The sequence below is a fragment of the Morganella sp. Je.2.23 genome, assembly GCF_051129855.1.
GTDB lineage: Bacteria > Pseudomonadota > Gammaproteobacteria > Enterobacterales > Enterobacteriaceae > Morganella > Morganella sibonii.
Genome location: NZ_JBCPSQ010000001.1, coordinates 1,744,918 through 1,770,116, shown reverse-complemented (window position 1 = coordinate 1,770,116; position 25,199 = coordinate 1,744,918). Strand labels below are relative to the sequence as shown.

Below are 25,199 nucleotides of genomic sequence, written 5' to 3'. Positions count from 1 at the left end.
CGATAAATCAGCGTAATTGTGTGTGATTGAGTGATAAATAAGCAATTGCCGCGCCGGATGTCCGGCACGGCAGATAACGGATTATTTTGTCAGATAAAACTGACCGGTCCGCCACAGATGAATAGCATTGCGGCTGGCCTCAAAATGCGGCTCCGGCAGATTATCCGGAGAACACCAGATAATGCCGTCAAATTTATCCGGTTCCTGAATAACCGGCAGGGTGTCGCTGTCATACTGCGCCAGCAGGCAGACAGATACCGTGTGTTTACCTTCTGCCTGATAGGTTTCCAGGTTATTGCACAGCCCGATGACTTTGGGATCAGTGAGAGTAATGCCGATCTCTTCCTGAATTTCGCGGACAGCACAGGCCTCAAATGTTTCACCGGGATCAACATGTCCCCCGAAAATGGACCAGTAAGGCGCATGTTTACCGCTGCGTTTACCCAGCAGCACCTCACCTTTGCTGTTCACAATAACCACTCCGGTACCGACGACGACAGGCATTATTTTTTCCTTCTTTTTAATCAGATTGCGGGCGCTATGGTACACTGCCGCCCGCCGGAGTGACAGCCTGTCTGTTTTTGACAGCCTCTTCCTGCAAATTGAATGATTCAGAGCATAGAATATCCGCGTGTGTGTGTTATAACTGAAACGATTCAAAAGCGGTTATTGTATCCTGCCGCACAATATTACTAATGATTATAACCCGTTAGCCAAAAATAACAGAGGGAGCACCCGGCTGATGACCCGTCGAGTAGCCACAATTACCTTAAATCCGGCCTATGACCTTGTCGGGATGTGTCCGTCCCTTGTCCCGGGCGAGGTGAACCGTGTCAGAACGGTCGGGTTACATCCTGCGGGAAAAGGCATTAATGTTGCCAAAGTCCTGCGTGACCTCGGTGTGGATGTGACTGTCAGCGGCTTTCTGGGGAAAGATAATCAGGAAGAGTTCCAGCATTTCTTCAGTGAAAACGGGCTGGCAAACCGCTTCCATGTGATTCCGGGACGCACCCGGATCAATGTGAAACTGACCGAAAACAGCGGCTCGGTAACGGATCTGAATTTTTCCGGTTTCCGTATCACTGAAAGCGAGTGGCAGAAGTTTATGGCGGATTCGCTGACCTGGCTCGGACAGTTCGACATGGTGGTCGTCAGCGGCAGCCTGCCGGAAGGGGTGGACCCCGCGTGGTTTACCACCTGGATGAGCCGCCTGCGCCAGCTGTGCCCGTGCATTATTTTTGACAGCAGCCGTGAGGCGCTGGTGGCCGGCCTGAAAGCCACGCCGTGGCTGGTGAAACCCAACCGCCATGAGCTTGAAATCTGGGCGGGGAAACCGCTGCCGGAGCTGAAAGATGTGATTCATGCCGCGCATGCCCTGCGTGATAAAGGGATCGCCCATGTGGTGATTTCACTGGGGCAGGAGGGAGCACTGTGGGTGAATGCGTCCGGCGCCTGGCGTGCACTGCCGCCGCACTGTGAGGTAATAAGTACCGTCGGTGCGGGGGATTCGATGGTCGGCGGCCTGGTTTACGGTCTGCTGATGAGTCAGAGCAGCGAACATACGCTGCGTATGGCCACTGCGGTGTCTGCACTGGCAGTGAGCCAGCCCGGCGTCGGTGTCCGTGACCGTGCCGAACTGGCGGCGATGATGGCAAAAATCAAACTCAGCCCGGTGGTATAAACCGGGTTATTTTGCCAGCGATTTCAGCCAGGCTATTTCCTGTGCCCAGATGTCCGGATTCACGGTTTCCAGCACCAGCGGGATGCCGTCAAACCGGTTATCTTTCATAATAAATTCAAACGGTGCATTACCGATTTTACCCTGACCGAGACTGTCGTGGCGGTCAACGCGGCTGGCAAATTCGCTTTTGGCATCATTCAGGTGCATGCCTTTCAGATACTCAAATCCGACGATGCTTTCAAATTCCGCAAATGTGGCTTTGCAGGTGTCCTGTGTCCGCAGATCATACCCGGCGGCAAATGCGTGGCAGGTATCAATACAGACACCAACACGGGATTTATCCTCCACACCCTCAATAATGGCGGCCAGTTGCTCAAAGCGGAACCCGAGATTACTGCCTTGTCCGGCGGTATTTTCAATCACGGCAATTACGCCGCGGGTTTTATCCAGCGCGATGTTAATTGATTCTGCTATCCGTGCCAGACACGCTTTTTCTTCAATCTTATTCAGGTGACTGCCGGGATGGAAATTCAGCCGGTCGATACCGAGCTGTTCGCAGCGCTGTAATTCATCGAGGAATGCCTCACGGGATTTCTCCAGTGCGTCGGTTTCCGGATGCCCGAGGTTAATCAGATAGCTGTCGTGGGGCAGGATCTGCCCGTGGCCGTAGCCGTATTTTTTGCATTCAGCCTTAAAAGCCGCGATGACGTTTTCAGACAGGGGGGCAGCTTTCCACTGGCGCTGATTTTTGGTGAACAGGGCAAATGCGGTTGCCCCCAGTTCATGCGCCCGGATAACCGCCTGATCAACACCACCGGCGGCGCTGACATGTGCTCCGACATATTTCATTGGTTTTTCTCCTTCTTTGGTGCCGATTATGGCATAAGGAACCGGAGAATGCAGTGACAGGATATCCCGGCCGCACAACCGGGATATCGCAGAAAGAAAGGCAGGATCAGCCGGTGATCAGCGGGATAAGCAGATTGATTGCCGCACCGCCGCCAATCAGCCAGACGAACAGTACCAGTGCCATCAGCATCGGTTTGATACCGGCCTGACGGATTGCGCTGACATGCGTGGTCAGACCGAGAGCCACCATCGCCATCGCCAGCAGAATGGTATCGAGCACGATAATCTGGCGGACAATCACCTCCGGGATCAGATGGAAAGAGTTAAATCCGGCCACCAGGATAAAGAAGACGGCAAACCACGGAATGGTTATTTTGGATTTTTCTTTCGCTGCACCTCCGGCGCTGCTTTTCTGACGGCTCAGATACTGCGACAGGATCAGCAGGAACGGCGCCAGCATCATCACGCGGATCATTTTGCTGATCACGGCACTGTTTTCCGCATCCGGGCTGATGGTGTGACCAATCGCCACCACCTGAGCCACTTCATGCACGGAAGACCCCGCATATACCCCGAAACTCATATCGGTGAACGGCAGCCAGCCCAGTGCGGCATTGAGATGGAACAGCCACGGGTACAGGAAGATACCGATGGTGCCGAAAATCACCACGGTGGAGACCGCAACCGCCACTTTACTTGCCGGTGCTTTCACGACCGGTTCAGTTGCCATCACCGCCGCCGCGCCGCAGATACTGCTGCCGGCACCAATCAGAATGACGGTTTCTCTGTCCAGCCCGAACCATTTGCGACCGATATACATGGCGATCAGGAAGGTGCTGGCCAGCATTACCGCATCAATAATGACGCCGCTGATCCCGACATCAGCAATTTGCTGGAACGTCAGACGGAAGCCGTACAAGATGATCCCCGCCCGTAAAAAATAGTGTTTGGCAAAACCCACCCCGGCTTCGCACTGCGGTCTGATATGCGGATAAACAGTGTTGCCGGCGATAATTCCCAGCAAAATAGCCAGTGTCAGTGCGCCCAGTCCGAGGTTGATAAACCAGGGCATTTCCCCGAGCAGCATCGAGGCAGTGGTCAGAACCCCTGCCAGGACAAAGCCCGGAAGCAGTCTCAGCCACATCGGTTTTGCTGTATGGCGGGCTTTTTCAGATTTGATATGACTTTCAGACATAAGTAACTCACAAAAAGGAATAACAATGTGCAAAGCATAGCGGAAAGCGTAATATTTTTAAAATTGATAATAATTCTATAATTAATCTAAAAATCAGGTTAGCGGTAATGGCAATGTTAAATTATAAGTATAATGTTAATATGATGATAATAATCGGAATGAAATAAGGGAGCGCTTTGCCATGCGCATCACACTGAGACAGCTCGAAGTCTTTACAGAAGTTCAGAAGTCCGGTTCGACGACACAAGCTTCCCAGCAGTTAGCGCTTTCACAGTCCGCCGTGAGTGCCTCTCTGACGGATCTGGAAAATCAGCTCAATGTTCAGCTGTTCGACCGGGTCGGTAAACGCCTGGTGACCAATGAACACGGGCGGCTGCTGTACCCGAAAGCCATTGCCCTGCTGGAGCAGGCCGGTGAAATTGAACAGCTGTTTAAATCCGATGCGGGAGCACTGCGTTTTGCTGCCAGCACCACCATCGGCAACTATATGCTGCCGGAAATGCTGGGGGCATACCGTGCGGTACATGAAAATACGCCGGTTGAATTATTCATCTCTAATACTGAGGAAGTGATTAAAGCCGTGCTGGAGTTTCGTGCGGATATGGGGCTTATCGAAGGTGTCTGCCATTCACCGGAACTGATTACGGAGCCCTGGCTGGAAGATGAACTGGTGATCTTCTGCAGTCCGGATAATCCGCTCAGCGGGAAGAGTAATGTCACGCCGGACGACCTGAAAAATGTGGCCTGGGTTCTGCGTGAACGCGGTTCCGGTACCCGGGAAGTGCTGGATCAGATTCTGTTTAACCGTTTGCCGGGTTTCCGTGTGGAAATGGAGCTGGGGAATTCCGAAGCCGTCAAACACGCGGTGCGTTTCGGCCGCGGGGTCAGTTGTCTGTCCCGGCGTGTAATAGCGGAACAGCTGGATAACGGGCTGCTGTCTGAAGTGAAAATCCGCGGACTGAATCTGAACCGCACCCTTTTCCGGATCTATCACCGCCAGAAACATATCTCCAACGCCCTTAATACCTTCCTGACCTATTGCCGCTGATGCGGCATCTGTTTCTTCTGCCGCCGGTTTCCGGCGGGCAGCGGAGGCAATTATAAGCCGGGTGCTTATAATTCCGCATCGATTATGCAGGTATCTTATAATGCCGCATATTTGCTGGGTACTGCCCGGGGATTTCGCTACAATCACGCTCAGTGGATGAAAAATAACTACATGAAACAGGATTGTAATGTCTCAGCAAGCAAATCAAACCGCGGGTGAACAACCGCAGACACTGCGCCGTGAATTAAAAGCGCGCCATCTGGCGATGATTGCCATCGGCGGATCTATCGGTACCGGGCTGTTTGTCGCCTCCGGTGCCACAGTTGCCCAGGCCGGTCCCGGCGGGGCACTGTTAACGTATGCCATTATCGGTCTGATGGTTTATTTCCTGATGACCAGCCTCGGTGAACTCGCGGCCTATATGCCGGTATCGGGTTCTTTTGCCACCTACGGCGCCAAATATGTGGATGAAGGCTTCGGTTTCGCACTGGGCTGGAACTACTGGTACAACTGGGCGGTGACTATCGCGGTTGACCTTGTGGCGGCACAGCTGGTGATGACCTACTGGTTCCCGGCGGATCAGATCCCGGGCTGGGTCTGGAGTGCGGCGTTTCTGGCCATCATGTTCCTGCTTAACTTTATCTCTGTAAAAGGGTTCGGTGAGGCAGAATACTGGTTCTCCTTAATTAAGGTCAGTACCGTTATCCTGTTTATTATTGTCGGTGTGATGATGATCACCGGTATCATGAAAGGCGGGGAAGGGGCCGGCTGGCACAACTGGACTATCGGTGAGGCACCGTTCAAAGGCGGGTTTGCCGCGATGATCGGGGTGGCGATGATTGTCGGTTTCTCCTTCCAGGGAACTGAACTTATCGGTATCGCTGCCGGTGAATCCAAAGATCCGGCTAAAAATATTCCGAAAGCAGTGCGCAAAGTGTTCTGGCGTATCCTGCTGTTCTATGTGCTGGCGATTCTGGTGATCAGTCTGATTATCCCGTACACCGACCCGAACCTGCTGCGTAATGATGAAACTGATATCAGCGTCAGCCCGTTCACCCTGGTGTTTGAACGCGCCGGTCTGCTCTCTGCGGCGGCTGTAATGAATGCGGTTATTCTGACAGCGGTACTGTCTGCGGGTAACTCCGGGATGTATGCGTCCACCCGTATGCTGTACACCCTAGCAAAATCCGGCAAAGCACCGAAATTGTTCGGTAAATTGTCCAAAGGCGGTGTGCCGCGTAACGCACTGATTGCCACGACTGTGATCGCCGCACTCTGTTTCCTGACATCGATGTTCGGTAACCAGTCTGTCTATCTGTGGCTGCTGAATGCCTCGGGGATGACCGGCTTTATCGCCTGGCTGGGGATTGCTATCAGTCACTACCGTTTCCGTAAGGGCTATATTAAGCAGGGTTATGACCTGAACGATTTGCCGTACCGCTCCGGTTTCTTCCCGGTCGGCCCGATCTTCGCTTTTATCCTGTGTCTGACCATTACTCTCGGCCAGAACTACGAAGCGTTCCTTCAGGATCAGATTGACTGGGTCGGTGTGGTCGCGACGTATATCGGTCTGCCGTTGTTCTTCGCTATCTGGTTTGGTTATAAAATTGTTAAGCGTACTAAGTTTGTCCGCTACGGCGAAATGGACTTTCCTGCCAGTCATAAATAACCCGGTTTTGTGACAGATAACGTAAATTGATAAAAAACCTGACTATGTTGGTCAGGTTTTTTTTATGTTTATCGTTACCGGTTTTGCACGGGCATCATCGGGGTTGAAACTACATTTATTCGTTAAGTCAGTCGTTTTATCTGCTTATTAAGTGTATTTCCTTTAGATAATCTTTCGATATATCGATAACTCCCGGTGATAACGAATATTGTAATGAGGAAGATAATTATTCCGTATTGATAAGAGTTCTTATTTGCTTTATTGTTAACGCCAATTTCTGACAGATAACAGGAGTCGGTAACGTGAAATTAGTATCTGTAGCAAAAGGGCTGACCATGAGCCTGGCAGCAGGGGCTGTTCTGATGAGCAGCGCAGCATGGGCAGAAACGGTGGTTGACGCCGCAGGCCGTACAGTGGAAGTACCGGAAAAAGTGGAGCGCATCCTGTTAGGGGAAGGGCGTATGATCCACGCGGTGGCATTGCTGGAAGGGGATAAACCGCTGGCGCGTATTGCAGGCTGGCAGGGTGACTTCCGCAAACTCGACCCGCAGTCTTATGCTGTCTACAAAGCTAAATTCCCGGAAATCGACAAGATCCCGCTGATTGGTAATACCACGGCTGACAGCGTCAGTGCAGAGAAAGTATTAACCCTCAATCCGGATGTGGCTATTTTTGGTCTGGCCGGTCACGGACCGGGTAAAAACAGTGAACTGGTTGGTCAGCTGGAAAAAGCGGGCGTGCCGGTTGTATTTGTGGATTTCCGCAATGAACCGCTGAAAAATACCCTGCCGGGTATGCGTGTGCTGGGTAAAGTGCTGCACCGTGAAGAAAAAGCCAAAGCCTTTGAAGATTTCTATCAGAAACAGATGAAGTTAGTCACCGATGTGACAGACAACATCCCTGAAGACAAAAAACCGACTGTCTTTATTGATCTGCGTGCCGGTTCTTTCCCTGACTGCTGCGGTACAGCCGGTAACGGTAACCTCGGTAACTTTATCGATGTCGCGGGCGGTAAAAATATCGCCAAAGATGTTCTGCCGACTCCGCTGGGCACGATGAACCTGGAAAAAGTGATTGCGGTTGATCCGGATATTTATCTGGTGAGCGGCGCGAAAGCACCGGGCAGCACCGATGCGGGCGTTCAGCTGGGTGCTCAGGCGACAGAAGCTGATGCAAAAAACAGCCTGAAAGCCATTACAGAACGTCAGGGTATCAATACGCTGACGGCGGTGAAAGAAGGGCGTGACTATGCGGTCTGGCACAACTATTATAACTCACCTTATAACGTGATTGCCGCCCAGGTCTTTGCCAAGTGGTTCTATCCGGAGCAGTTTAAAGATCTGGATCCGAAGAAAACCATGGATGACATGTACAGTCAGTTCCTGGCTGTCGAACCAACCGGAACATACTGGGTCAGCGGTAAATAATTTTAAGTAGTCAGCAGGTATTTGAATAATGAGTATTACCACAGAAGCAATGCTACAGACCAAGCCGGAACAGGCAGACGGTGAATTAAGCTGTGATGTGAAATCACATTACCGGCGTTTACTGCGCAGGCGGCTGATGTGGATGTTTGCGGTGGTTGCGGTAATACTCTGTACGGTGGTGCTCGATTTTACCATGGGCCCTTCCGGGCTGACCCTCGATGCGCTCTGGCAGACCCTCGTGTCGCCGGAAAGCGTGTCGGCGGGCACCCGTGTGATTGTCTGGGAAATCCGTCTGCCGTATGCCCTGATGGCGGTGGTGGTCGGTATGTCTCTCGGCCTTGCCGGGGCAGAAATGCAGACCATCCTCAATAACCCGCTGGCAAGTCCGTTTACCCTCGGCGTCTCCAACGCCGCATCGTTTGGTGCGGCGCTGGCGATAGTCCTCGGGATCGGTATTCCCGGCGTGCCGGATCAGTGGTTTGTTTCCGCGAACGCTTTTATTTTTGCCCTGTTTTCCGCGCTGATGCTTGACGGCATCACCCGCTGGACACGCGTGGCAACCTCTGGTGTGGTGTTATTCGGTATTGCCATGGTCTTTACCTTTAACGCACTGGTTTCAATGATGCAGTTTATCGCCACAGAAGACACCTTACAGGGTCTGGTTTTCTGGACGATGGGCAGCCTGGCGCGCGCCACCTGGGTGAAACTGGGTGTGATGACGCTGGCATTTGCCATCCTGCTGCCGCTCTCCATGAGTAACTCGTGGAAGCTGACCGCACTGCGTCTGGGTGAAGACCGGGCTGTCAGTTTCGGGATTAATGTGCGCCGTCTGCGTCTCGGCACGTTGCTGCGCATCAGTATCCTGACTGCACTGGCAGTGGCCTTTGTCGGCCCGATTGCCTTTATCGGCCTGGTCGCGCCGCATATTGCCCGTATGATGTTTGGCGAGGATCACCGTTTCTATCTGCCTGCCAGTGCGTTAATCGGGGCACTGGTATTGTCGATGGCGTCCATTGCCTCGAAAAACCTGATTCCGGGGGTGATTATTCCGGTTGGTATTGTGACATCACTGGTAGGTGTGCCGTTCTTCCTGAGCATGATCCTGCGTCATAAAGGGAGCATGTAAGATGGATTTGAATGCAATGTCTGCTCAGAGCGGGTTACAGATTAAACACTTCAATGCCGGTTATCCGAAACGGAAAATCATTGAAGATCTGAGTGTTGAACCACTGCCGCATGGTAAAATTACTGTGCTGCTCGGGCCGAACGGCAGCGGAAAGTCCACGCTTCTGCGCTCTCTGGCCGGACTGAATAAAGCCGAAGGGCAGTTACTGCTCGATGGACATGACCTGATGCGGATGAATTTTGCCGAGCGCGCGAAGCAGGTGGTTTATCTGCCGCAGACACTGCCTGCGGGTGTGCATCTGCATGTACTGGAATCAGTCATTGTTGCACAGCGGGCATCCGGCGGTGTGTCAGACCGGGACAGTGAGCAGGAAGTTATGTCTCTGCTGTCACAACTGGGCATTGAACATCTGGCGCTGCATTATCTGGATCAGTTATCCGGTGGTCAGAAACAATTAGTCGGACTGGCACAATCATTAATCCGCCAGCCGGAACTGTTATTACTGGATGAGCCGTTAAGCGCACTGGATTTAAATTATCAGTATCACGTCATGGATTTGGTTCGTCGTGAAACACAACGCCGGAATATCATTACGGTAGTGGTTGTCCATGATATTAATATCGCACTGCGTCACGGCGATCATATATTAATGCTGAAAGACGGAAATTTAATTGCGGAAGGTGACCCGGAATCTGTTATTACTCCGGATAGCCTGGCAACAGTTTATGGCGTACGCGGTCGTATTGAGCACTGCTCACAGGCTGTGCCGCATGTTGTGATTGATGGTCTGGTGCCGCGGGCAGTTGCATCGCTGGCATAATAAAACCGGTTTATATTACATATTCTTTTTTATTCTCTGCGGAATATATTTTCGCAGAGGATGATTATCTGCATATCGTATATATTTTTATGCGCTGATAATACATTGTTTTCTGTATAGTTTGATTTATAAAAACAAATAGCCTTATAAAAGGTAATAATAAAATAATGTCTGATGCCTGAAATGGCAGGGTCGTTATTATTAAAAAAGGGATATAAATCCCTGAGAGCAAATGTCGATTGTCCATAAATATATTATCTCTTGGAGAATCAAAAGAATGGTTATTTTTTCAAAACGAAAAGTGGCGGTATGTGTTATGGCAGCACTCGCCGCTCAGGTGATGGCTGCTCAGGCTGCAAATAAAGAAGACGTGATTATGGTCACCACCGCATCCGGCTTCCAGCAGAAAATTGAGGATGCTGCGGCGACTATTTCCGTTGTTTCACGCGAACAGCTGGAAGATAAAGCGTACCGTGATGTGACCGATGCACTGAAAGATGTGCCGGGTGTTGTGGTTACCGGTGGCGGCAGTTCTTCTGATATCAGTATCCGCGGGATGGACCCGAAATACACCATGATCCTTGTGGACGGAAAACGGGTTGCCAGCCGTGAAACGCGCCCTAATAGTGATAACTCCGGTATTGAACAGGGATGGTTACCGCCGCTGACTGCGATTGATCGCATTGAAGTGGTGCGCGGACCGATGTCTTCACTGTATGGTTCGGATGCCATGGGCGGGGTTATCAATATTATCACGCGGAAAGCGCAGGGTGAGTGGCATGCGAGTGTCCGGACAGATGCAACTATTACCGAACGCAAAGACAGCGGTAACACCGGACAGGGCAGTTTCTTCGCCGCCGGTCCGCTGGTGGATAACCTGCTGAGCATGAAAGTGAATGGCCAGTATTCTCATCGCGGGGAAGATAATTTTTCAAGCGGTTTTAACCGCCAGATCATGACCAGCGGCGGCGGTACACTGACATTAACGCCGGATGAGCAGAACAGCATCGATTTTGATTTCAAAAAAGATAATCAGCACCGTGATTCCCGCTGGGAAAAAAGTGCGTCAGAATCCAGTAAAAAGAAAAAATCCAGCAGTTTCAGCAAGTATGAAATGACGCAGTATGCGATTACCCATGACGGTAACTATGACTGGGGCAGCATGAACAGCTATGTTCAGCGTAATGAAACCAAGAACCCGGGCCGTAATATGGAGTATTACGACACCATCGCCCGTAACCAGACCGTTATGCCGCTCGGCGATCATATGCTGAGCCTCGGTGGTCAGTATCGTTTCGAAGAGCTGAAAGATAAAGGCAACAAACTGGATGGTAATAAGCTCGATCGCTACAGCTGGGCGCTGTTCGCGGAAGATGACTGGGCGCTGACCAATGATTTCACTCTGACCGGCGGCCTGCGCATGGATAAGGATGAAAACTACGGAACACACTGGACACCGCGTGTCTACGGTGTATGGCATCTGGATGAAAGCTGGACTGTGAAAGGTGGTGTGTCTACCGGTTACCGTTCACCGGATCTGCGTCAGGCAACGGCATCGTGGGGACAGGCAACCGGCGGCGGTAACTCAAATGCGGTTATTTTCGGTAATCCGGATCTGAAGCCAGAGAAAAGTGTTACCGAAGAGATCAGTGTGCTGTGGAACAATCAGGATGATCTCAATATGAGCCTGACAGTCTTTAACACTGACTTTAAAGATAAGATCACTGAAACCCGCCTTTGCGGCACAGGCGCAGAAAGAAAATGTACATTAGCTGATGGACGCGGCGAGTTATATGACTTTGTGAGCGAACGTGAAAACGTCGATAAAGCCAATATGCGCGGTGTTGAAGCGATTATGAACTGGCAGATTGTTGAGTCTGTTGATTTAACGGCTAACTATACCTTTACTGATTCTGAACAGAAGAGCGGTAAATTTAAAGGTAAGCCGCTGAATAAGACACCAAAACATATGGCTAACGCCACACTGAACTGGGATACCACACAGGATATCAAAACCTGGAGCCGGGTTAACTTCCGCGGTAAAACGTCTGATTACCTGTCCCGTACCAGCATGGCAACAGGAACCGGCTCTTATGCTACCGTGGATATCGGCGGCAGCTATCAGCTGAATAAAGACCTGAACTTTGTGGCGGGTGTGTATAACGTACTGGATCGCCGTATTGATAATGAAAACTACGGAGCCACACTCGACGGCCGCCGTTACAACATCGGTCTGAACTATAACTTCTGATGTAACCATCATTCATTATTATGTGTCGGAAAACGGCGCCCTTTCCCGGGCGCCGTATTTTTTATGGCAGGCAGAGTGACTGAAAAATACACGAACAGCCGGATTTTTTAACGTTTCGGCTATAAATATTCAAAGTTTCGTCACGGAAATTCTGCTGCTAAACCGGTATGGAAAAAAATTGTCTGATAAGGGCGAACAAAGCTTGAAATTTATGACCGGGGGGTGCAGAATGCGCCATCCAAAAAAATAACTGATGCATTTATACGCATCGGTTTTTTTTTTGCACTAAAATATTGTCACCGACAAAAAAAGGGGCCGATAGGCCGGATAACTGTTTACTGAATTACACCGGACGATAAACACCGGTATGAGGATGCGATAAATGGCGCAATTTTTCACTTTTGCACCTGTGCCAATCGGCACTGGCTGCTGCAACGATGACTACGGAGCACGGCGCTCCTGCTCTGCACTCCAAACCCCTTCTTACTTCACTGCCTACAGGCAGATGCGAAGTCTTCCCGGTAACACGCCATCTGATAGTAGTATCAGTATGATTGTCGGTGTTACGGGAGGATTCGCTCATGTCGCATAATTCTGCAATTGATATTGGCCTGAACCGTACTGCTGCCAATAACCGCGTACAACTCGCAAAAACACTGACACTCGTCCAGGTCGTTATGATGGGGCTTGCTTACCTGCAGCCGATGACCATCTTTGATACCTTCGGGATCGTGTCCGAAATTACCAGCGGTCATGTTGCGACGTCTTATGCTATCGCACTGACAGCCATTCTTTTTACTGCGCTGAGTTACGGAAAACTGGTTAAACGGTTCCCGTCCGCCGGCTCGGCGTATACCTATGCCCAGAAATCCATGAGCCCGCATATCGGCTTTATGGTCGGCTGGTCATCACTGCTGGACTACCTGTTCATGCCGATGATCAACATTCTGCTGGCAAAAATTTATCTTCAGGCTATCTTCCCGGACTGTCCGCCATGGATCTTTGTCGCCGGTCTGGTATTCCTGATGACATTATTTAATCTGCGCGGCATTAATGTCGTGGCAAACCTCAATACCGGAATTGTCGTGGTACAGGTTGCTGTGATGATTGTGTTTGTCGGTCTGCTGATCCGTGGCGTGTCTGCGGGTGAAGGGGCGGGTACGCTGCTCTCCTTCCGTCCGTTTGCCTCCATTGATGCGGAAATGATCCCGATGATAAGCGGGGCGACGATACTGTGCTTCTCCTTCTTAGGGTTTGACGGTATCAGCTCCCTGTCAGAAGAAACACCGAATGCCGGGAAAGTGATCCCGAAAGCGATTTTCCTGACAGCACTGATTGGTGGTCTGATCTTTATCGCGGTGTCTTATTTCCTGCAGCTCTATTTCCCGGATGTGTCCCGTTTCAACAATCCGGAAGAGTCACAGCCTGAAATTATGTACATGGTGGCCGGTGCCTTCTTCCAGTCCATCATTCTGGTGTTCTCCTGCGTGACCGTACTGGCTTCCGGTATGGCTGCACAGGCAGGGGTATCCCGTCTGATGTATGTCATGGGCCGCGATGGTGTGTTCCCGGAGAAATTCTTCGGCTACGTACATCCGAAATGGCGCACCCCGGCACTGAACGTGATGCTGGTGGGCGTTCTGGCGCTGAGTGCGGTCTGGTTTGACCTGGTCACCGCAACCGCGCTGATTAACTTCGGTGCACTGGTGGCGTTTACCTTCGTTAACCTGTCGGTGATTTCACAGTTCTATATCCGCGAGCGCCGCAACAAGACGCTGGGCGACCAGATTAACTACCTGCTGCTGCCGATTATCGGTGCTGCGACAGTTACTGTGCTCTGGTTCAACCTCGATGCGAAATCGATGGAATTAGGACTGAGCTGGGGCGCACTGGGTCTGATCTATATGTTATGGCTGACCCGCCGCTTCCGCCGTCCGATGCCGCAGATGCCGGAACAGTAAGTTTTAAGCAGTTTTTTATCCCGGAAACGGCGCACAGTTTGATTCTGTGCGCCGTTTTTTTATATGCAATAAGGTATAGTAACCCGCTGAAAGTACAGTAAATCATAAAAGATAATGATTAAGGGATACGGATGTATATTGAACACAGCCTGATGGCTGATTATTTTTATGCGGGGCTGGCACTGCTGGTGATCGCATCTTTTGTGGCCGGGTATATTGATTCTATCGCAGGCGGTGCGGGTCTGATTCTGATCCCTGCTTTTATGCTGACCGGCCTGCCGCCGCATATGGCACTGGGTCAGGAAAAGCTGGTGAGCTCTGTCGGTACACTGGCGGCAATTTCAAACTTTATCAAAAACAAATCCGTTTACTGGCAGATAATTCCGGCCGGGATTGTTTCATCGTTCTTCGGCGCCTGGGTGGGCGCGAAGGCGATTATTTATCTGCCGTCTGAAACGATTACCTACATTATTATCTGTATGCTGCCGATCGGCCTGCTGGCCGCTTTCTTTAAAGGGAAACTCGGTGGCGCACAGCAGGGTAATGCGGTACGTAAATCTGTCTGGCTGGTCTTTTTTACCTGTTTTATTGTCGGTTTTTATGACGGCTTTTTCGGGCCGGGCACCGGCAGTATCTTTATTATCTGTCTGTTTCTGATCAACAACCTGGATTTACTGAAATCCTCCGCCACCTCGAAAATCTTTAATCTGGCATCTAACGTCGGCGGGCTGGTCGCCTTTATTATGGCCGGGCATATCGCGTTTCTGCTCAGTATACCGATGATTGCTGCCAGTCTGCTCGGAAATCATCTCGGCAGTCAGCATGCCATCCGTACCAATGGTGAAATTGTCCGCAAAATACTGATCCTGACCGTCGGAATTATGATGGTAACGCTGCTGATCAATCTGTTTAAATAAACCGGTTTCGTGGTTAATCTGTTAAATTTGTTAAAAATAGTATTTGTATTATAAATAAGATAAGAGGCATAATTACTTAATGAACAATAAGTAATCTGAATCGGGGGAAAGTATGATCAACAGTCAGCAACCTGACAGCGCACGTCTTATTCAGGCACTGACAGATATTGTCAGTCATAAACATATTTTAACGGAGCCGCGTAAGACGGAGCGATACCGCAAGGGTTTCCGCTCCGGTGAGGGCAGTGCGCTGGCGGTGGTGTTCCCGGGCACGCTGTATGAACTGTGGCAGGTGTTTAAAGCCACGGTAGAAGCTGACAGAATTGTGATCATGCAGGCGGCCAATACCGGTTTGACAGAGGGGTCCACGCCGAGCGGGGATGATTATGACCGTGAGATCGTCATTATCAGCACATTGCGCCTCGATAAGATTCAGGTACTGACAAAACAGCAGCAGGTTGTGGCGTTACCCGGCAGTACCCTGTGGCATCTGGAAAAAGTCCTGAAACCGCTGGGCCGTGAGCCGCATTCGGTGATTGGCTCTTCCTGTATCGGGGCATCTGTGGTCGGCGGGATTTGTAATAATTCCGGCGGTTCACTGGTGCAGCGGGGACCGGCTTATACCGAACTCGCGCTGTACGGCCGTGTTAATGCGGACGGCACCGCAGAACTGGTAAACCATCTGGGAATTGATTTAGGTTCGTCCCCGGAAGAGATTCTGAATTGTCTGGAATACCGCCGCTATCAGGAGGCGGATATTGAGGATACGGATAAACCGGCGTCTGATCATGACTATCATCAGCGTATCCGCGATGTGGATGCAGACACGCCGTCCCGTTTCAATGCCGATGAACGCCGCCTGTTTGAAGCCTCCGGTTGTGCCGGTAAGCTGGTGGTGTTTGCGGTGCGCCTGGATACGTTCCCGTCCCAGGGTGAAAATAAAGTCTTCTATATCGGCACCAATACCCCGTCGGTACTGGAAGATATCCGCCGCCATATTCTCGCCAGCTTTAAACATCTGCCGGTGGCAGGGGAATATATGCACCGCGAGTGTTATGACATCGCGAAAGTCTACGGTAAAGACAGCTTCCTGACGATTGATAAACTCGGTACCGAAAAAATGCCGAAACTGTTCACTATCAAAGGACGGATGGATGCGATCTTCAATAAAATCCCGCTGCTGCCGAAAAACCTGATCGACCGCACAATGCAGTTATTCAGCCATTTATGGCCGAACCATCTGCCGCGCCGGATGGAAGAGTACCGTGATAAATATGAACATCACCTGATGCTGAAAATGGCCGGTGAAGGCATTGATGAAGCCCGCAGCTGGCTGAGCAGTTTCTTTGAAAATGCAGAGGGTGGCTTCTTTGAGTGTGATGCCAAAGAGGGCGCGGATGCTTTCCTGCACCGTTTTGTGGCCGCCGGTGCCGCTATCCGTTATCACGCGGTCAACAGCAGTAAGGTGGAGGATATCCTGGCGCTGGATATTGCGCTGCGCCGTAATGATCAGGCGTGGCTGGAAGTTCTGCCGCCGGAAATTGAGAGCAAACTGGTGCATAAACTCTACTACGGACATTTTTTATGCCACGTTTTCCATCAGGATTATATTGTGAAGAAAGGTGTGGATCCGCACGCACTGAAAGAAGAGATGCTGAAAATTCTGAACACACGCGGGGCGGAATATCCGGCAGAACATAATGTCGGCCATCTGTATAAAGCCAAACCACAGCTGAAAGCCTTCTATAAAGCGACGGACCCGACCAATACCCTGAATCCGGGATTGGGTAAAACCAGTAAATTAAAATACTGGGGTGAAGGGCACGAAGGATGTGGCTGTAGTCAGCATCAGAAATAACTGTTCTGAAGAATGAAAATCTGCAAAATCCGGTTATGTCTGTAACCGGATTTTTTCATTAATTTTCCGGATAAATCAGTAATGTTAATAAGGGATTAATTTTATTATAATCAGCTTTTCTCCCTGTTTACTGGTCACTATGTTTAAAAGACTCAAAAATGCCTTCGGCAAAGCGGTTCAGGTCAAATGCCATAAAGCAGAGGTTTTGCATAACCTCAGTTCGGATGAGCGCGCGCTGATTATCTATATTCTGAATGCCCGTGATGAAAATGTCAGTATCGGCATCAAGCACAGCAGTGCTGATTCACTGATCACCAAAGGGGTGCTGAAGGAACTGGGACGGGATACTGAGAGCCGCACACGGCTGGTATCTGTTTGTCCGAAGTACAGGGAATCCCTGTGCCGGGTGTTTTATACCTCGAATAAAGCGGGATAATATTATTGCCGGGAGTGCTGCTCCCGGCGGTCTGTCTGCTTACTCCGCCAGTCGTTGCGCGTACTGTACCAACTTCTTCAGCAACTCTGTCTTATTCGCATCATGCTGATATTCCTGCATCATTTCACCGATCTGTTCAAAATAACGTGTTAAATTATCCTGACTGAATACCTCACGGCGATGGGCAAGCCAGCGCTGCTGCTCCTGTTCATCCAGCGTACCCGGGAAATTCCGTGCACGGTAGCGGAACAGTAATTCCGGCAGACGTGCATCCTGATAGCTCAATGCCAGCGCAGGCAGATTTTTCGGATCGGTTTCGCGGATAATGGTCATTGCGGCTTTATCTGAGTCACTGAAAAAGCCCTGGTAAATCATGCGATCCACATCGTTCTGCGGCGGGAACTCACGCGGTTGTGCGAAAACGGCCACCACTTTCTCGCGGATCTCCGGATGCTGATGCAGCAGTTCCGCATTGCGGGCACACACATCTTTGTCGAGTCCGATACGCTGTGCATCCTGCGGGCGCAGGGTATTTTCCGGCGCCAGGATCGGGCATTTATTAATATGCACCAGCTTGAGCGGTACCGGAGATGCGCCGTCCGGCAGTTCATCACGGCGGGTATAGAGGTGCTCACGGAGAGTATCCGCATCCAGCGTCAGCAGCGGGGTCAGATCACCGGCCAGGTCGCACATAATCACGGCATTGCGGTTATCCGGGTGCCATGCCAGCGGAGCCACCAGGCTGGTATTGGCCCGGACCGCACCGAACATACCGGAGATATGTACCAGCGGCTTCATGGACGGAATATCAATCAGGGCGGCAAGTTTGCGTTTGTCGCGCAGACTGAAGAAATAATCAAACAGACGCGGTTGTGCACCCCGTAGCTGTTTTGCCATGGCGATGGTGGCATACACGTCAGCCATCGCATCGTGGGCATTTTCGTGGGCGATGCCGTTTGCGGCCGTCAGATGTTCCAGCTTAAAGCTTGGCAGGCCTTCGTCATTTTCCGGCCAGTTTGTACCGTCAGGACGCAGGGCATAACAGGCGCGGGTAATATCAATCAGATCCCAGCGGGAATTGCGGTTCATCCAGCTGTAGGCATACGGGTCGTAAAAATTCCGGTAAAAAATATTACGGGTGACTTCATCATCAAAACGAATACTGTTATAGCCGAGAATGCAGGTATCCGGTTGTGTAAAGGTGTCATGAATCAGTCTGGCAAACTGCGCCTCATTAACACCTTTCTGCAACGCTTCCTGCGGCGTGATACCGGTTATCATCACGGCGGCGGGTTGCGGCAGGTAGTCATCCGCCGGGGCGCAGTAGGCGATCACCGGGTCGGCGATAATATTGAATTCACTGTCAGTGCGGACACCGGCAAACTGCGCCGGACGGTCACCGGCAGGATCCTGCCCGAAGGTTTCGTAATCGTGAAAGAAAAATTGTGCTGAAGACACCGTATGGCCCGTTTTCTGATAAATGATGGGCTACAGGGTAACAAATCGGGAACAAAATACCAATTTCAGTACTGATTATCCCTGTCATGTTATCCGATAGCCGATCGCACAAAATTGCGGTATTTTGTGCGGAATGTCTGCCAGCTGAAACAATTCCGCACAGAAATACGCTACACTGAATAAAACTGACGAAAACCGGCGGAAGTGCTTGTCGGCAGTCATGGTTAACCTGTATTGTTTAATGAATCACATTTCAGATATGACTAAGGGTAGAATAATGGACAACACAACCAAGCCTTCCTTTCACAATGTCCTGGAGTTCGTTCGTATGTTTCGCCGTAAAAATAAAATATTGCGTGAAATAACTGACAACGAAAAGAAAATCCGTGATAACCAGAAACGTGTACTTCTGCTTGATAACCTGAGTGATTACATCAAGCCGGGTATGTCCATTGAAGATATCCAGGCCATCATTGCCAATATGCGCAGTGACTACGAAGATCGTGTGGATGAGTACATCATCAAGAATGCGGATCTGTCAAAAGAGCGCCGTGAAATCTCCAGAGAGCTCAAAGCGATGGGCGATATCAAAGATATTAAGTAATCGCATAATCACAACCACAGAAACCGTGAATGGCAGCATTCGCGGTTTTTTTTAACTGTTCTGAAACTCTTCTGCCCGTCGTTCCAATTCAGACATATAAGATGTTCTGGCTTTTTCGTGGCCGTCAGGGCTCATAACACTGATGATTTGAATGTTATCGTAATCGAGCCAATGCCTTGAAAATACAAGGTAATGATTGGAATGTCTGTCAATCTGTGCTTTGTTTTTTTTCCATCCGGGTTCTGACGGTAATCGGATATGTAGTTTATAGACGAAAGAATCACACAACCGGGGATTACTTTCCCATTGACCCTCATTACCGAAATGATCAGGTAAAATCTGTGAGTTCTTCCAGGTTTCTAAAGCTTTAGCGTAACTGTTTGCGATATCCGGCATCTCTACATCAGAATGAACACTCACTATGCAAGGCATCAGTGTTACTCCTATACCGGGAGTTTGAGTTTTTTGTGTTCAGCAGCAATCCAGGAACGGACGTCGTTATCACCCGGCATATCTGTTAAATGCACTGTATTTTCAGGAGGCATGCTTTGTTCAATGAGTGACAATGTATCTCTGAGGATAAATTCACTTTGTGCGACCGCACGACCGAAGCGAAGCAGATTAGCTTTATATTGTGCTTGCTGTCCGGGGTTACCGGGGAACGTTTTACTGAGGTTATCATTTGCCATTACAAGCCGGATGGCTTCTTTAACGCGCATATGATGTTTAAGACCATCAGCGCACAAACGTTTCATTCGCGGAGTGAATGCAAAAAGGGCACCTTTTCCCCGGTTTTGTCTGTCTTGTACGGCTGCATTCAGAAGTGATCGCTGATGTTCATTGATCTGATTAAGATAATCAGCAGCATCTTCAAGCGGCAGGAAAACGACGCCACCCGGAAGATTAAATGTGAGCGAGGCCGCCACATTATGGTTTGTACTTATTTCCACTGCGGTTACGGGTAAGGTTGTGCTTTGTGCAGGGACAGGAGCGAGCGAAGCCATAAGGCTTGCCACGATAGCTGTAACGGTTGTCTGGGTTGTCTTTTTTACCATGCTGTTTCTCCTGTTACTTCAGAGTCACTGACAAGCAGGACTCTCAAGACGTCATTAGTATAATTGAAAGCCAGCTTCGTATAAAGAACCATCAGTTACCGGTCTTTTCCGGAAATAAAAAAATGGCTTCCCGGAGGAAGCCATTTTCAGTTCAGCGATACATTATCAGAGCAGTGTTTTTGATGGCTCTGAAGCTGCATGGTTAGTTGCGGCATGACCACCTGCACCGTGCAGGGAATAGGCTTCGCGGTCTTCACGCTGATATTCAGTGATAGCAAAGGCTTCGCCGGTGGTTGCCGGAGCAGGCGCTTTGGTCATCGGTGAATACGCGTGGCGTCCGGCCATAACGACAGTTGTTTCAGTAACCGGCGCTGCCACAGGAGCAGTAACAGGTTCAGCAATAACAACCTGTTCAGGCTCTGTAATCACTTCAGGCTCTGCAATCACTTCAGGTTCAGTAATGACTTCCGGTTCTGCGGCGGCGACTGGCGCTGCCGGTTCAGCCGCAACGATATCAGTTACTGCCGGTTCATCAGCCACAACTTCTGTGGTTTCCTGAGCAGGCATTTCTGCCGGTGCAGGTTCGGTCACAGTCTCAGCAGCCGGTGTTTCTTCCGGTGCGGTAACCTGAGGCGCTTCAGAAGCGATTGTCAGAGAGAACTGTTCTGCCACAACCGTGGTTTCTGTCGTTTCAGCAACAATCTGAGTGACAACTGCCGCTTCTGTCACTATCGCGGTGACTTCCGGAGCAGCTTCTGTCATTTCCTGTTCCGCAGGTATAGCAGGTGTCACAACCGGATACTGAACCCACACTTTGCCGGAGGCCAGCTCAGGAGAAAACACGGCCATTTCCAGCGGAACCGGGGATTGCGTCAGCTGACGGTCTTCACGGTAACGGCGGCGGCGCTGACCACTCACACGCAGATGGCGCGGTGAACGGCGGGAGCGGCGCGGCAGAATGTTATCGCTGTGCGTTTCATCACCATTGTTTTCAGCCGCTGCCGGTACGTCTGCATCCGCCGGGACTGCCGCAGGTGCAGTGTCGGTTACAGCCGGAACAGAAGCTGCAACAGCCGGTTCAGTCTGTGTTGCGCCATCCGTAATACGGACAGAGCCGTTCAGCTGGCGGCGGTTACGGCGCTGACGAACCGGTGTTGGTGCATCATCATCTTCCGTATTACCGTCACTGTTCAGGGCATCCTGATCTTCCTGCTGCGCATGCAGTTTTTTCGCATCCTGCTGAGTACGCTTCTCTTCCTGACGACGGCGCTGACGCTCTGCACGCTGTTCGCGGCGTAATTGCTGCTGCGCTTCGCGGGCGGCCAGTTCTTCCGGTGTCAGATCTTCGTTCGGCGTATTCTGATTACGACCTTTACGCGGCTCATTTACCGTATCACGGTCACGCTTGTTACGTGATTCGTTATCACTGCGTTCGCCGCGCTCAGGGCGGTCAGTACGTTCGGTGCGTTCACCGTTGCGATCATTACGGTCGCGGCGGTTACGGCGCTGTTTGTTACGGTCATTCCCGCCGCGGCGGTTATTGTTGTCGTTACTCTGCTTTTTCTCTTTCTGTTCAGTTTCTTCCTGCACAACAGGTGCGGAACCGAACAGTTTTTTGATGAGACGGCTGAAGAAACCACCTTCAGAAGCAGCAGGTGCCTGCTTGTCCTGACGGTTATCACGTTTGCTTTCCGGTTTGCGGGCAGCGGCGGACTGTGCCGGTACCGGTGCGTCGGAAGTAATAGCAAAGGCATTGATGGCCGGTTGCTCCGGCGCACGGCGTTCCTGAGTTTCCTCTTCTTCACCGGCAGCGGATTCCGCTTCGTATTTCTCCGGCAGGCGATAGCTCAGGGTACCGATCTCATCACCTTTACGGACACGGACCACGCGGAAGTGCGGGGTTTCCATCTGGTTGTTCGGCACGATAATCACGCTGACGCCTGCCTGGCGTGCTTCAATTGCACTGACGGCCTGGCGTTTTTCGTTCAGCAGATAAGACGCCACCGGAACAGGGACGATCGCGTGTACCTGATGGGTGTTCTCTTTCAGCGCTTCTTCTTCAATCAGACGCAGAATGGAGAGCGCCAGTGATTCGTTATCACGCACAGTCCCGGTGCCGCTGCATCGCGGACACACATGGTGGCTTGATTCACCCAGTGACGGGCTCAGGCGCTGACGGGACATCTCCAGCAGACCAAAACGGGAAATACGGCCGATCTGGATACGGGCGCGATCCTGACGAACCGCCTCGCGCATCCGGTTTTCCACTTCGCGCTGATGACGGACCGGCGTCATATCGATAAAGTCGATAACAATCAGGCCGCCGAGGTCACGCAGGCGCAGCTGGCGGGCAATTTCATCTGCCGCTTCCAGGTTGGTGTTAAATGCGGTTTCTTCGATATCACCGCCGCGTGTTGAACGGGAGGAGTTGATATCGATAGCGGTCAGGGCTTCGGTGGTGTCGATAACAATCGCACCGCCGGACGGCAGACGGACTTCGCGCTGGAAAGCGGATTCAATCTGCGATTCAATCTGATAATGACTGAACAGCGGCACTTCGCCCTGGTACAGTTTGATTTTGCTGGCAAAGTCGGCACGACCGATAGCGGTGATGTGCTTGCGTGCCAGTTCCAGAATTTTCGGGTTATCGATGAGGATTTCACCGATGTCCGGGCGCAGATAATCACGGAACGCGCGGACGATAACATTACTTTCCTGATGGATCAGGAACGGAGCAGGGCGGCCTTCAGCAACTTTTTTGATGGCTTCCCAGTGCTTGATACGGTATTCGAGATCCCAGCGCAGGGCATCGGCAGATTTACCCACACCGGCGGTGCGGACAATCAGACCCATACCATCCGGGATATCCAGCGCGGACAGGGCTTCTTTCAGCTCGGTGCGATCATCCCCTTCGATACGGCGGGAAATACCGCCGGCACGCGGGTTATTCGGCATCAGAACCAGATAACTGCCGGCCAGACTGATAAAGGTGGTGAGTGCCGCGCCTTTATTACCGCGCTCTTCCTTGTCGACCTGAACAATGACTTCCTGACCTTCTTTCAGGACATCTTTGATATTCGGACGGCCGGAGGCGTGGTAATTAGCAGGGAAATACTCGCGGGCAATTTCTTTGACGGGAAGGAAACCGTGACGCTCTGCGCCATAGTCAACAAAAGCAGCTTCTAAACTCGGTTCAATACGGGTGATTTTCCCTTTATAGATGTTTGCTTTTTTTTGTTCGTGACCGGGGCTTTCGATATCCAGATCATACAACCGCTGCCCGTCGACAAGGGCAACACGCAACTCTTCCTGCTGAGTTGCGTTGATTAACATTCTTTTCATTATAATTTACTCAATCTTTTCATTTAATTAGTGCGCTGCGGGCAATTTCGTTGCTACCGGAACCGATGACCTCGTGGCTTTTACCGCACCGTCAGCCTCCCGGCTGTCGATCGTATAGAGGTGCAAATTGTGTCGGTGAGGTTCAGTCTTGTCTGAATCCCCGTTGCCGGCTGAAAATCACGTTTATACGTGATACCGGCCCGGTAAGCTGCAACCCGCAGCCCGCTGATTATCTGACCGGAAATAACGTCTTACGCCATTGCTGCGTTGTCATCGGTCAGACAAATATAAAATATCTGCTTTGCCAAAATCGGCGCATGCATTATTCCATTGCCGGTGTGGTTATAGCAAGGTGACATTGCATGTTTCGGTGAAAATTATGCAGAAATTTGTTAATGACGTTAATCCTTGGTCTTTTTCCGGAAAAAATGGGAAAATAGCCGCGTAAAACATTGATGCACATTTGCCGCCTGTTTCACCGGATAACGATCCCGGTTTGCGGAGCAACGGTTCAGAGGATAGCCCCCCGTTTCATGAAAACTGATAATCAGACAGTTCAATTTGTTGTTGTGTCCGGCGATGAAGCCGGCCAGCGTATTGATAATTTTCTGCTCGCGCGCCTCAAAGGGGTACCGAAGAGCATGATTTACCGCATCATCCGTAAAGGAGAAGTGCGCGTAAATAAAGGCCGGATAAAACCGGAATACAAAATTGCGGACGGGGACAGCATCCGTATTCCGCCGGTGCGTGTGGCAGAGAAAAATGATGCGCCGGTATCAGCGAAACTGGATAAAGTATCCGCACTCGCAGAGTGTGTATTGTATGAAGATGATCATATTCTGGTGATTAATAAACCGGCGGGAACGGCGGTGCACGGCGGCAGCGGTCTGAGTTTCGGCGTGATTGAGGCAATGCGGGCGCTGCGTCCTGACGCGCGTTTCCTGGAGCTGGTGCACCGGCTTGACCGTGATACCTCCGGTATTCTGCTGATCGCCAAAAAGCGTTCCGCGCTGCGGGCGCTGCATGAACAACTGCGTCTGAAGCAGATGCAGAAAGATTACCTGGCACTGGTACGCGGTCAGTGGCAGTCTTCCGTAAAAGTGGTGCAGGCACCGCTGCTGAAAAATATTCTCCAGAGCGGCGAACGCGTGGTGAAAGTCAGCCCGGAAGGAAAACCATCAGAAACCCGTTTTAAAGTGGAAGAGCGCTTTGATTCGGCCACGCTGGTTAAAGCCAGTCCGGTGACCGGACGCACGCATCAGATCCGCGTGCATACGCTTCATGCGGGGCACCCTATCGCATTTGATAACCGTTACGGTGATGCACAGTTTGATGCACAACTGATAGGGACGGGCCTGAACCGGCTGTTTTTACATGCGGCGGCACTCGCTTTTACACATCCGTCTACCGGAGAGGCGATGCGCCTTCAGGCGCCGTTAGATGAAAAACTGCGTCATTGTCTGACTGTGCTGCGGTCGAAACAGGCAAAATAAGCAGAGTGC

The 25,199-nt window shown here is 51.0% G+C and carries 20 protein-coding genes; 13 read left to right on the top strand and 7 right to left on the bottom strand.

What is annotated here, in order from left to right; all coding sequences use genetic code 11:
• Window positions 1-81: 81 nt before the first annotated feature.
• A complete protein-coding gene (locus AAZR23_RS08705) occupies window positions 82-504 on the bottom strand; it encodes a nucleotide triphosphate diphosphatase NUDT15 (RefSeq protein WP_046894907.1) in 423 nt (140 codons plus the stop codon).
• Between the two features lie 238 nt (window positions 505-742).
• Here AAZR23_RS08705 and fruK point away from each other — a divergent pair, with 238 nt between their 5' ends.
• Complete coding sequence (gene fruK, locus AAZR23_RS08700; protein WP_046894908.1) at window positions 743-1,681, top strand: 1-phosphofructokinase; 939 nt, start codon at window positions 743-745, stop codon at window positions 1,679-1,681.
• Between the two features lie 6 nt (window positions 1,682-1,687).
• On the opposite strand, the gene nfo is transcribed toward fruK, so the two are convergent.
• Window positions 1,688-2,530, bottom strand: coding sequence for a deoxyribonuclease IV (gene nfo / locus AAZR23_RS08695; RefSeq protein WP_166708178.1), 843 nt, complete (start codon window positions 2,528-2,530; stop codon window positions 1,688-1,690).
• Between the two features lie 106 nt (window positions 2,531-2,636).
• The gene (locus AAZR23_RS08690) at window positions 2,637-3,725 is read right to left on the bottom strand and encodes a YeiH family protein (protein ID WP_166708177.1); all 1,089 of its coding nucleotides are present in this window, start codon (window positions 3,723-3,725) and stop codon (window positions 2,637-2,639) included.
• A 181-nt stretch (window positions 3,726-3,906) separates the two neighbouring features.
• Between AAZR23_RS08690 and yieE the strand changes: the two genes are divergently transcribed.
• The 10 genes from yieE (at window position 3,907) to AAZR23_RS08640 (ending at window position 17,238) form a co-directional block, all read left to right on the top strand.
• Window positions 3,907-4,773, top strand: a complete 867-nt coding sequence (yieE, locus tag AAZR23_RS08685; protein WP_046894911.1) for a DNA-binding transcriptional regulator YeiE — start codon at window positions 3,907-3,909, stop codon at window positions 4,771-4,773.
• 187 nt (window positions 4,774-4,960) lie between these two features.
• Window positions 4,961-6,442: an amino acid permease gene (locus AAZR23_RS08680; protein ID WP_166708176.1), complete on the top strand. Its 1,482-nt coding sequence runs from the start codon at window positions 4,961-4,963 to the stop codon at window positions 6,440-6,442.
• Between the two features lie 335 nt (window positions 6,443-6,777).
• The gene (locus AAZR23_RS08675; protein ID WP_208323379.1) at window positions 6,778-7,869 is read left to right on the top strand and encodes an ABC transporter substrate-binding protein; all 1,092 of its coding nucleotides are present in this window, start codon (window positions 6,778-6,780) and stop codon (window positions 7,867-7,869) included.
• Between the two features lie 28 nt (window positions 7,870-7,897).
• On the top strand, window positions 7,898-8,995 hold the full coding sequence (locus AAZR23_RS08670) for a FecCD family ABC transporter permease (protein WP_046894914.1): 1,098 nt from the start codon (window positions 7,898-7,900) through the stop codon (window positions 8,993-8,995).
• 1 nt (window position 8,996) lies between these two features.
• Entirely contained in the window at window positions 8,997-9,815 is an 819-nt protein-coding gene (locus AAZR23_RS08665; protein WP_052925936.1) for an ABC transporter ATP-binding protein, read from the top strand.
• 277 nt (window positions 9,816-10,092) lie between these two features.
• The gene (locus AAZR23_RS08660) at window positions 10,093-12,066 is read left to right on the top strand and encodes a ligand-gated channel protein (RefSeq protein ID WP_434691911.1); all 1,974 of its coding nucleotides are present in this window, start codon (window positions 10,093-10,095) and stop codon (window positions 12,064-12,066) included.
• A 581-nt stretch (window positions 12,067-12,647) separates the two neighbouring features.
• On the top strand, window positions 12,648-14,027 hold the full coding sequence (locus tag AAZR23_RS08655; RefSeq protein WP_046894917.1) for an APC family permease: 1,380 nt from the start codon (window positions 12,648-12,650) through the stop codon (window positions 14,025-14,027).
• 131 nt (window positions 14,028-14,158) lie between these two features.
• Window positions 14,159-14,944 carry a sulfite exporter TauE/SafE family protein gene (locus AAZR23_RS08650; protein WP_166708174.1) on the top strand — a complete coding sequence of 262 codons (786 nt, stop codon included), beginning with the start codon at window positions 14,159-14,161 and terminating at the stop codon, window positions 14,942-14,944.
• Between the two features lie 112 nt (window positions 14,945-15,056).
• Complete coding sequence (gene dld, locus AAZR23_RS08645; RefSeq protein ID WP_112549516.1) at window positions 15,057-16,802, top strand: D-lactate dehydrogenase; 1,746 nt, start codon at window positions 15,057-15,059, stop codon at window positions 16,800-16,802.
• Window positions 16,803-16,941: 139 nt separating this feature from the next.
• Window positions 16,942-17,238, top strand: coding sequence for a hypothetical protein (locus AAZR23_RS08640; protein ID WP_046894920.1), 297 nt, complete (start codon window positions 16,942-16,944; stop codon window positions 17,236-17,238).
• 39 nt (window positions 17,239-17,277) lie between these two features.
• Here AAZR23_RS08640 and sbcB read toward each other — a convergent pair whose 3' ends face one another.
• A complete protein-coding gene (gene sbcB / locus AAZR23_RS08635) occupies window positions 17,278-18,696 on the bottom strand; it encodes an exodeoxyribonuclease I (protein ID WP_218426361.1) in 1,419 nt (472 codons plus the stop codon).
• A 277-nt stretch (window positions 18,697-18,973) separates the two neighbouring features.
• On the opposite strand from sbcB, the gene tmaR reads away from it, so the two are divergent.
• The gene (gene tmaR / locus AAZR23_RS08630; RefSeq protein WP_025154524.1) at window positions 18,974-19,300 is read left to right on the top strand and encodes a PTS system regulator TmaR; all 327 of its coding nucleotides are present in this window, start codon (window positions 18,974-18,976) and stop codon (window positions 19,298-19,300) included.
• Between the two features lie 51 nt (window positions 19,301-19,351).
• Here tmaR and AAZR23_RS08625 read toward each other — a convergent pair whose 3' ends face one another.
• The 3 genes from AAZR23_RS08625 to rne all read right to left on the bottom strand — a co-directional run bounded on the left by AAZR23_RS08625 (window position 19,352) and on the right by rne (window position 23,697).
• Window positions 19,352-19,696, bottom strand: coding sequence for a type II toxin-antitoxin system YafO family toxin (locus tag AAZR23_RS08625; protein WP_317419727.1), 345 nt, complete (start codon window positions 19,694-19,696; stop codon window positions 19,352-19,354).
• 47 nt (window positions 19,697-19,743) lie between these two features.
• A complete protein-coding gene (locus AAZR23_RS08620; protein WP_434691905.1) occupies window positions 19,744-20,355 on the bottom strand; it encodes an iron-sulfur cluster assembly scaffold protein SufA in 612 nt (203 codons plus the stop codon).
• A 165-nt stretch (window positions 20,356-20,520) separates the two neighbouring features.
• The gene (rne, locus tag AAZR23_RS08615) at window positions 20,521-23,697 is read right to left on the bottom strand and encodes a ribonuclease E (RefSeq protein WP_434691902.1); all 3,177 of its coding nucleotides are present in this window, start codon (window positions 23,695-23,697) and stop codon (window positions 20,521-20,523) included.
• A gap of 533 nt (window positions 23,698-24,230) precedes the next feature.
• Here rne and rluC point away from each other — a divergent pair.
• Window positions 24,231-25,190: a 23S rRNA pseudouridine(955/2504/2580) synthase RluC gene (gene rluC, locus AAZR23_RS08610; protein ID WP_434691900.1), complete on the top strand. Its 960-nt coding sequence runs from the start codon at window positions 24,231-24,233 to the stop codon at window positions 25,188-25,190.
• Window positions 25,191-25,199 lie beyond the last annotated feature (9 nt).

Excerpts from the sequence above, each read along its gene's own strand:
- AAZR23_RS08620 (WP_434691905.1), bottom strand. The coding sequence starts at position 20,355 with ATGGTAAAAAAGACAACCCAGACAACCGTTACAGCTATCGTGGCAAGC.
- nfo (WP_166708178.1), bottom strand. The coding sequence starts at position 2,530 with ATGAAATATGTCGGAGCACATGTCAGCGCCGCCGGTGGTGTTGATCAG.
- yieE (WP_046894911.1), top strand. The coding sequence starts at position 3,907 with ATGCGCATCACACTGAGACAGCTCGAAGTCTTTACAGAAGTTCAGAAG.
- AAZR23_RS08705 (WP_046894907.1), bottom strand. The coding sequence starts at position 504 with ATGCCTGTCGTCGTCGGTACCGGAGTGGTTATTGTGAACAGCAAAGGT.
- AAZR23_RS08675 (WP_208323379.1), top strand. The coding sequence starts at position 6,778 with ATGAGCCTGGCAGCAGGGGCTGTTCTGATGAGCAGCGCAGCATGGGCA.
- AAZR23_RS08670 (WP_046894914.1), top strand. The coding sequence starts at position 7,898 with ATGAGTATTACCACAGAAGCAATGCTACAGACCAAGCCGGAACAGGCA.
- rluC (WP_434691900.1), top strand. The coding sequence starts at position 24,231 with ATGAAAACTGATAATCAGACAGTTCAATTTGTTGTTGTGTCCGGCGAT.
- AAZR23_RS08680 (WP_166708176.1), top strand. The coding sequence starts at position 4,961 with ATGTCTCAGCAAGCAAATCAAACCGCGGGTGAACAACCGCAGACACTG.
- AAZR23_RS08655 (WP_046894917.1), top strand. The coding sequence starts at position 12,648 with ATGTCGCATAATTCTGCAATTGATATTGGCCTGAACCGTACTGCTGCC.
- tmaR (WP_025154524.1), top strand. The coding sequence starts at position 18,974 with ATGGACAACACAACCAAGCCTTCCTTTCACAATGTCCTGGAGTTCGTT.
- AAZR23_RS08625 (WP_317419727.1), bottom strand. The coding sequence starts at position 19,696 with ATGCCGGATATCGCAAACAGTTACGCTAAAGCTTTAGAAACCTGGAAG.
- rne (WP_434691902.1), bottom strand. The coding sequence starts at position 23,697 with ATGAAAAGAATGTTAATCAACGCAACTCAGCAGGAAGAGTTGCGTGTT.
- AAZR23_RS08690 (WP_166708177.1), bottom strand. The coding sequence starts at position 3,725 with ATGTCTGAAAGTCATATCAAATCTGAAAAAGCCCGCCATACAGCAAAA.
- AAZR23_RS08650 (WP_166708174.1), top strand. The coding sequence starts at position 14,159 with ATGTATATTGAACACAGCCTGATGGCTGATTATTTTTATGCGGGGCTG.
- AAZR23_RS08665 (WP_052925936.1), top strand. The coding sequence starts at position 8,997 with ATGGATTTGAATGCAATGTCTGCTCAGAGCGGGTTACAGATTAAACAC.
- AAZR23_RS08640 (WP_046894920.1), top strand. The coding sequence starts at position 16,942 with ATGTTTAAAAGACTCAAAAATGCCTTCGGCAAAGCGGTTCAGGTCAAA.
- fruK (WP_046894908.1), top strand. The coding sequence starts at position 743 with ATGACCCGTCGAGTAGCCACAATTACCTTAAATCCGGCCTATGACCTT.
- dld (WP_112549516.1), top strand. The coding sequence starts at position 15,057 with ATGATCAACAGTCAGCAACCTGACAGCGCACGTCTTATTCAGGCACTG.
- AAZR23_RS08660 (WP_434691911.1), top strand. The coding sequence starts at position 10,093 with ATGGTTATTTTTTCAAAACGAAAAGTGGCGGTATGTGTTATGGCAGCA.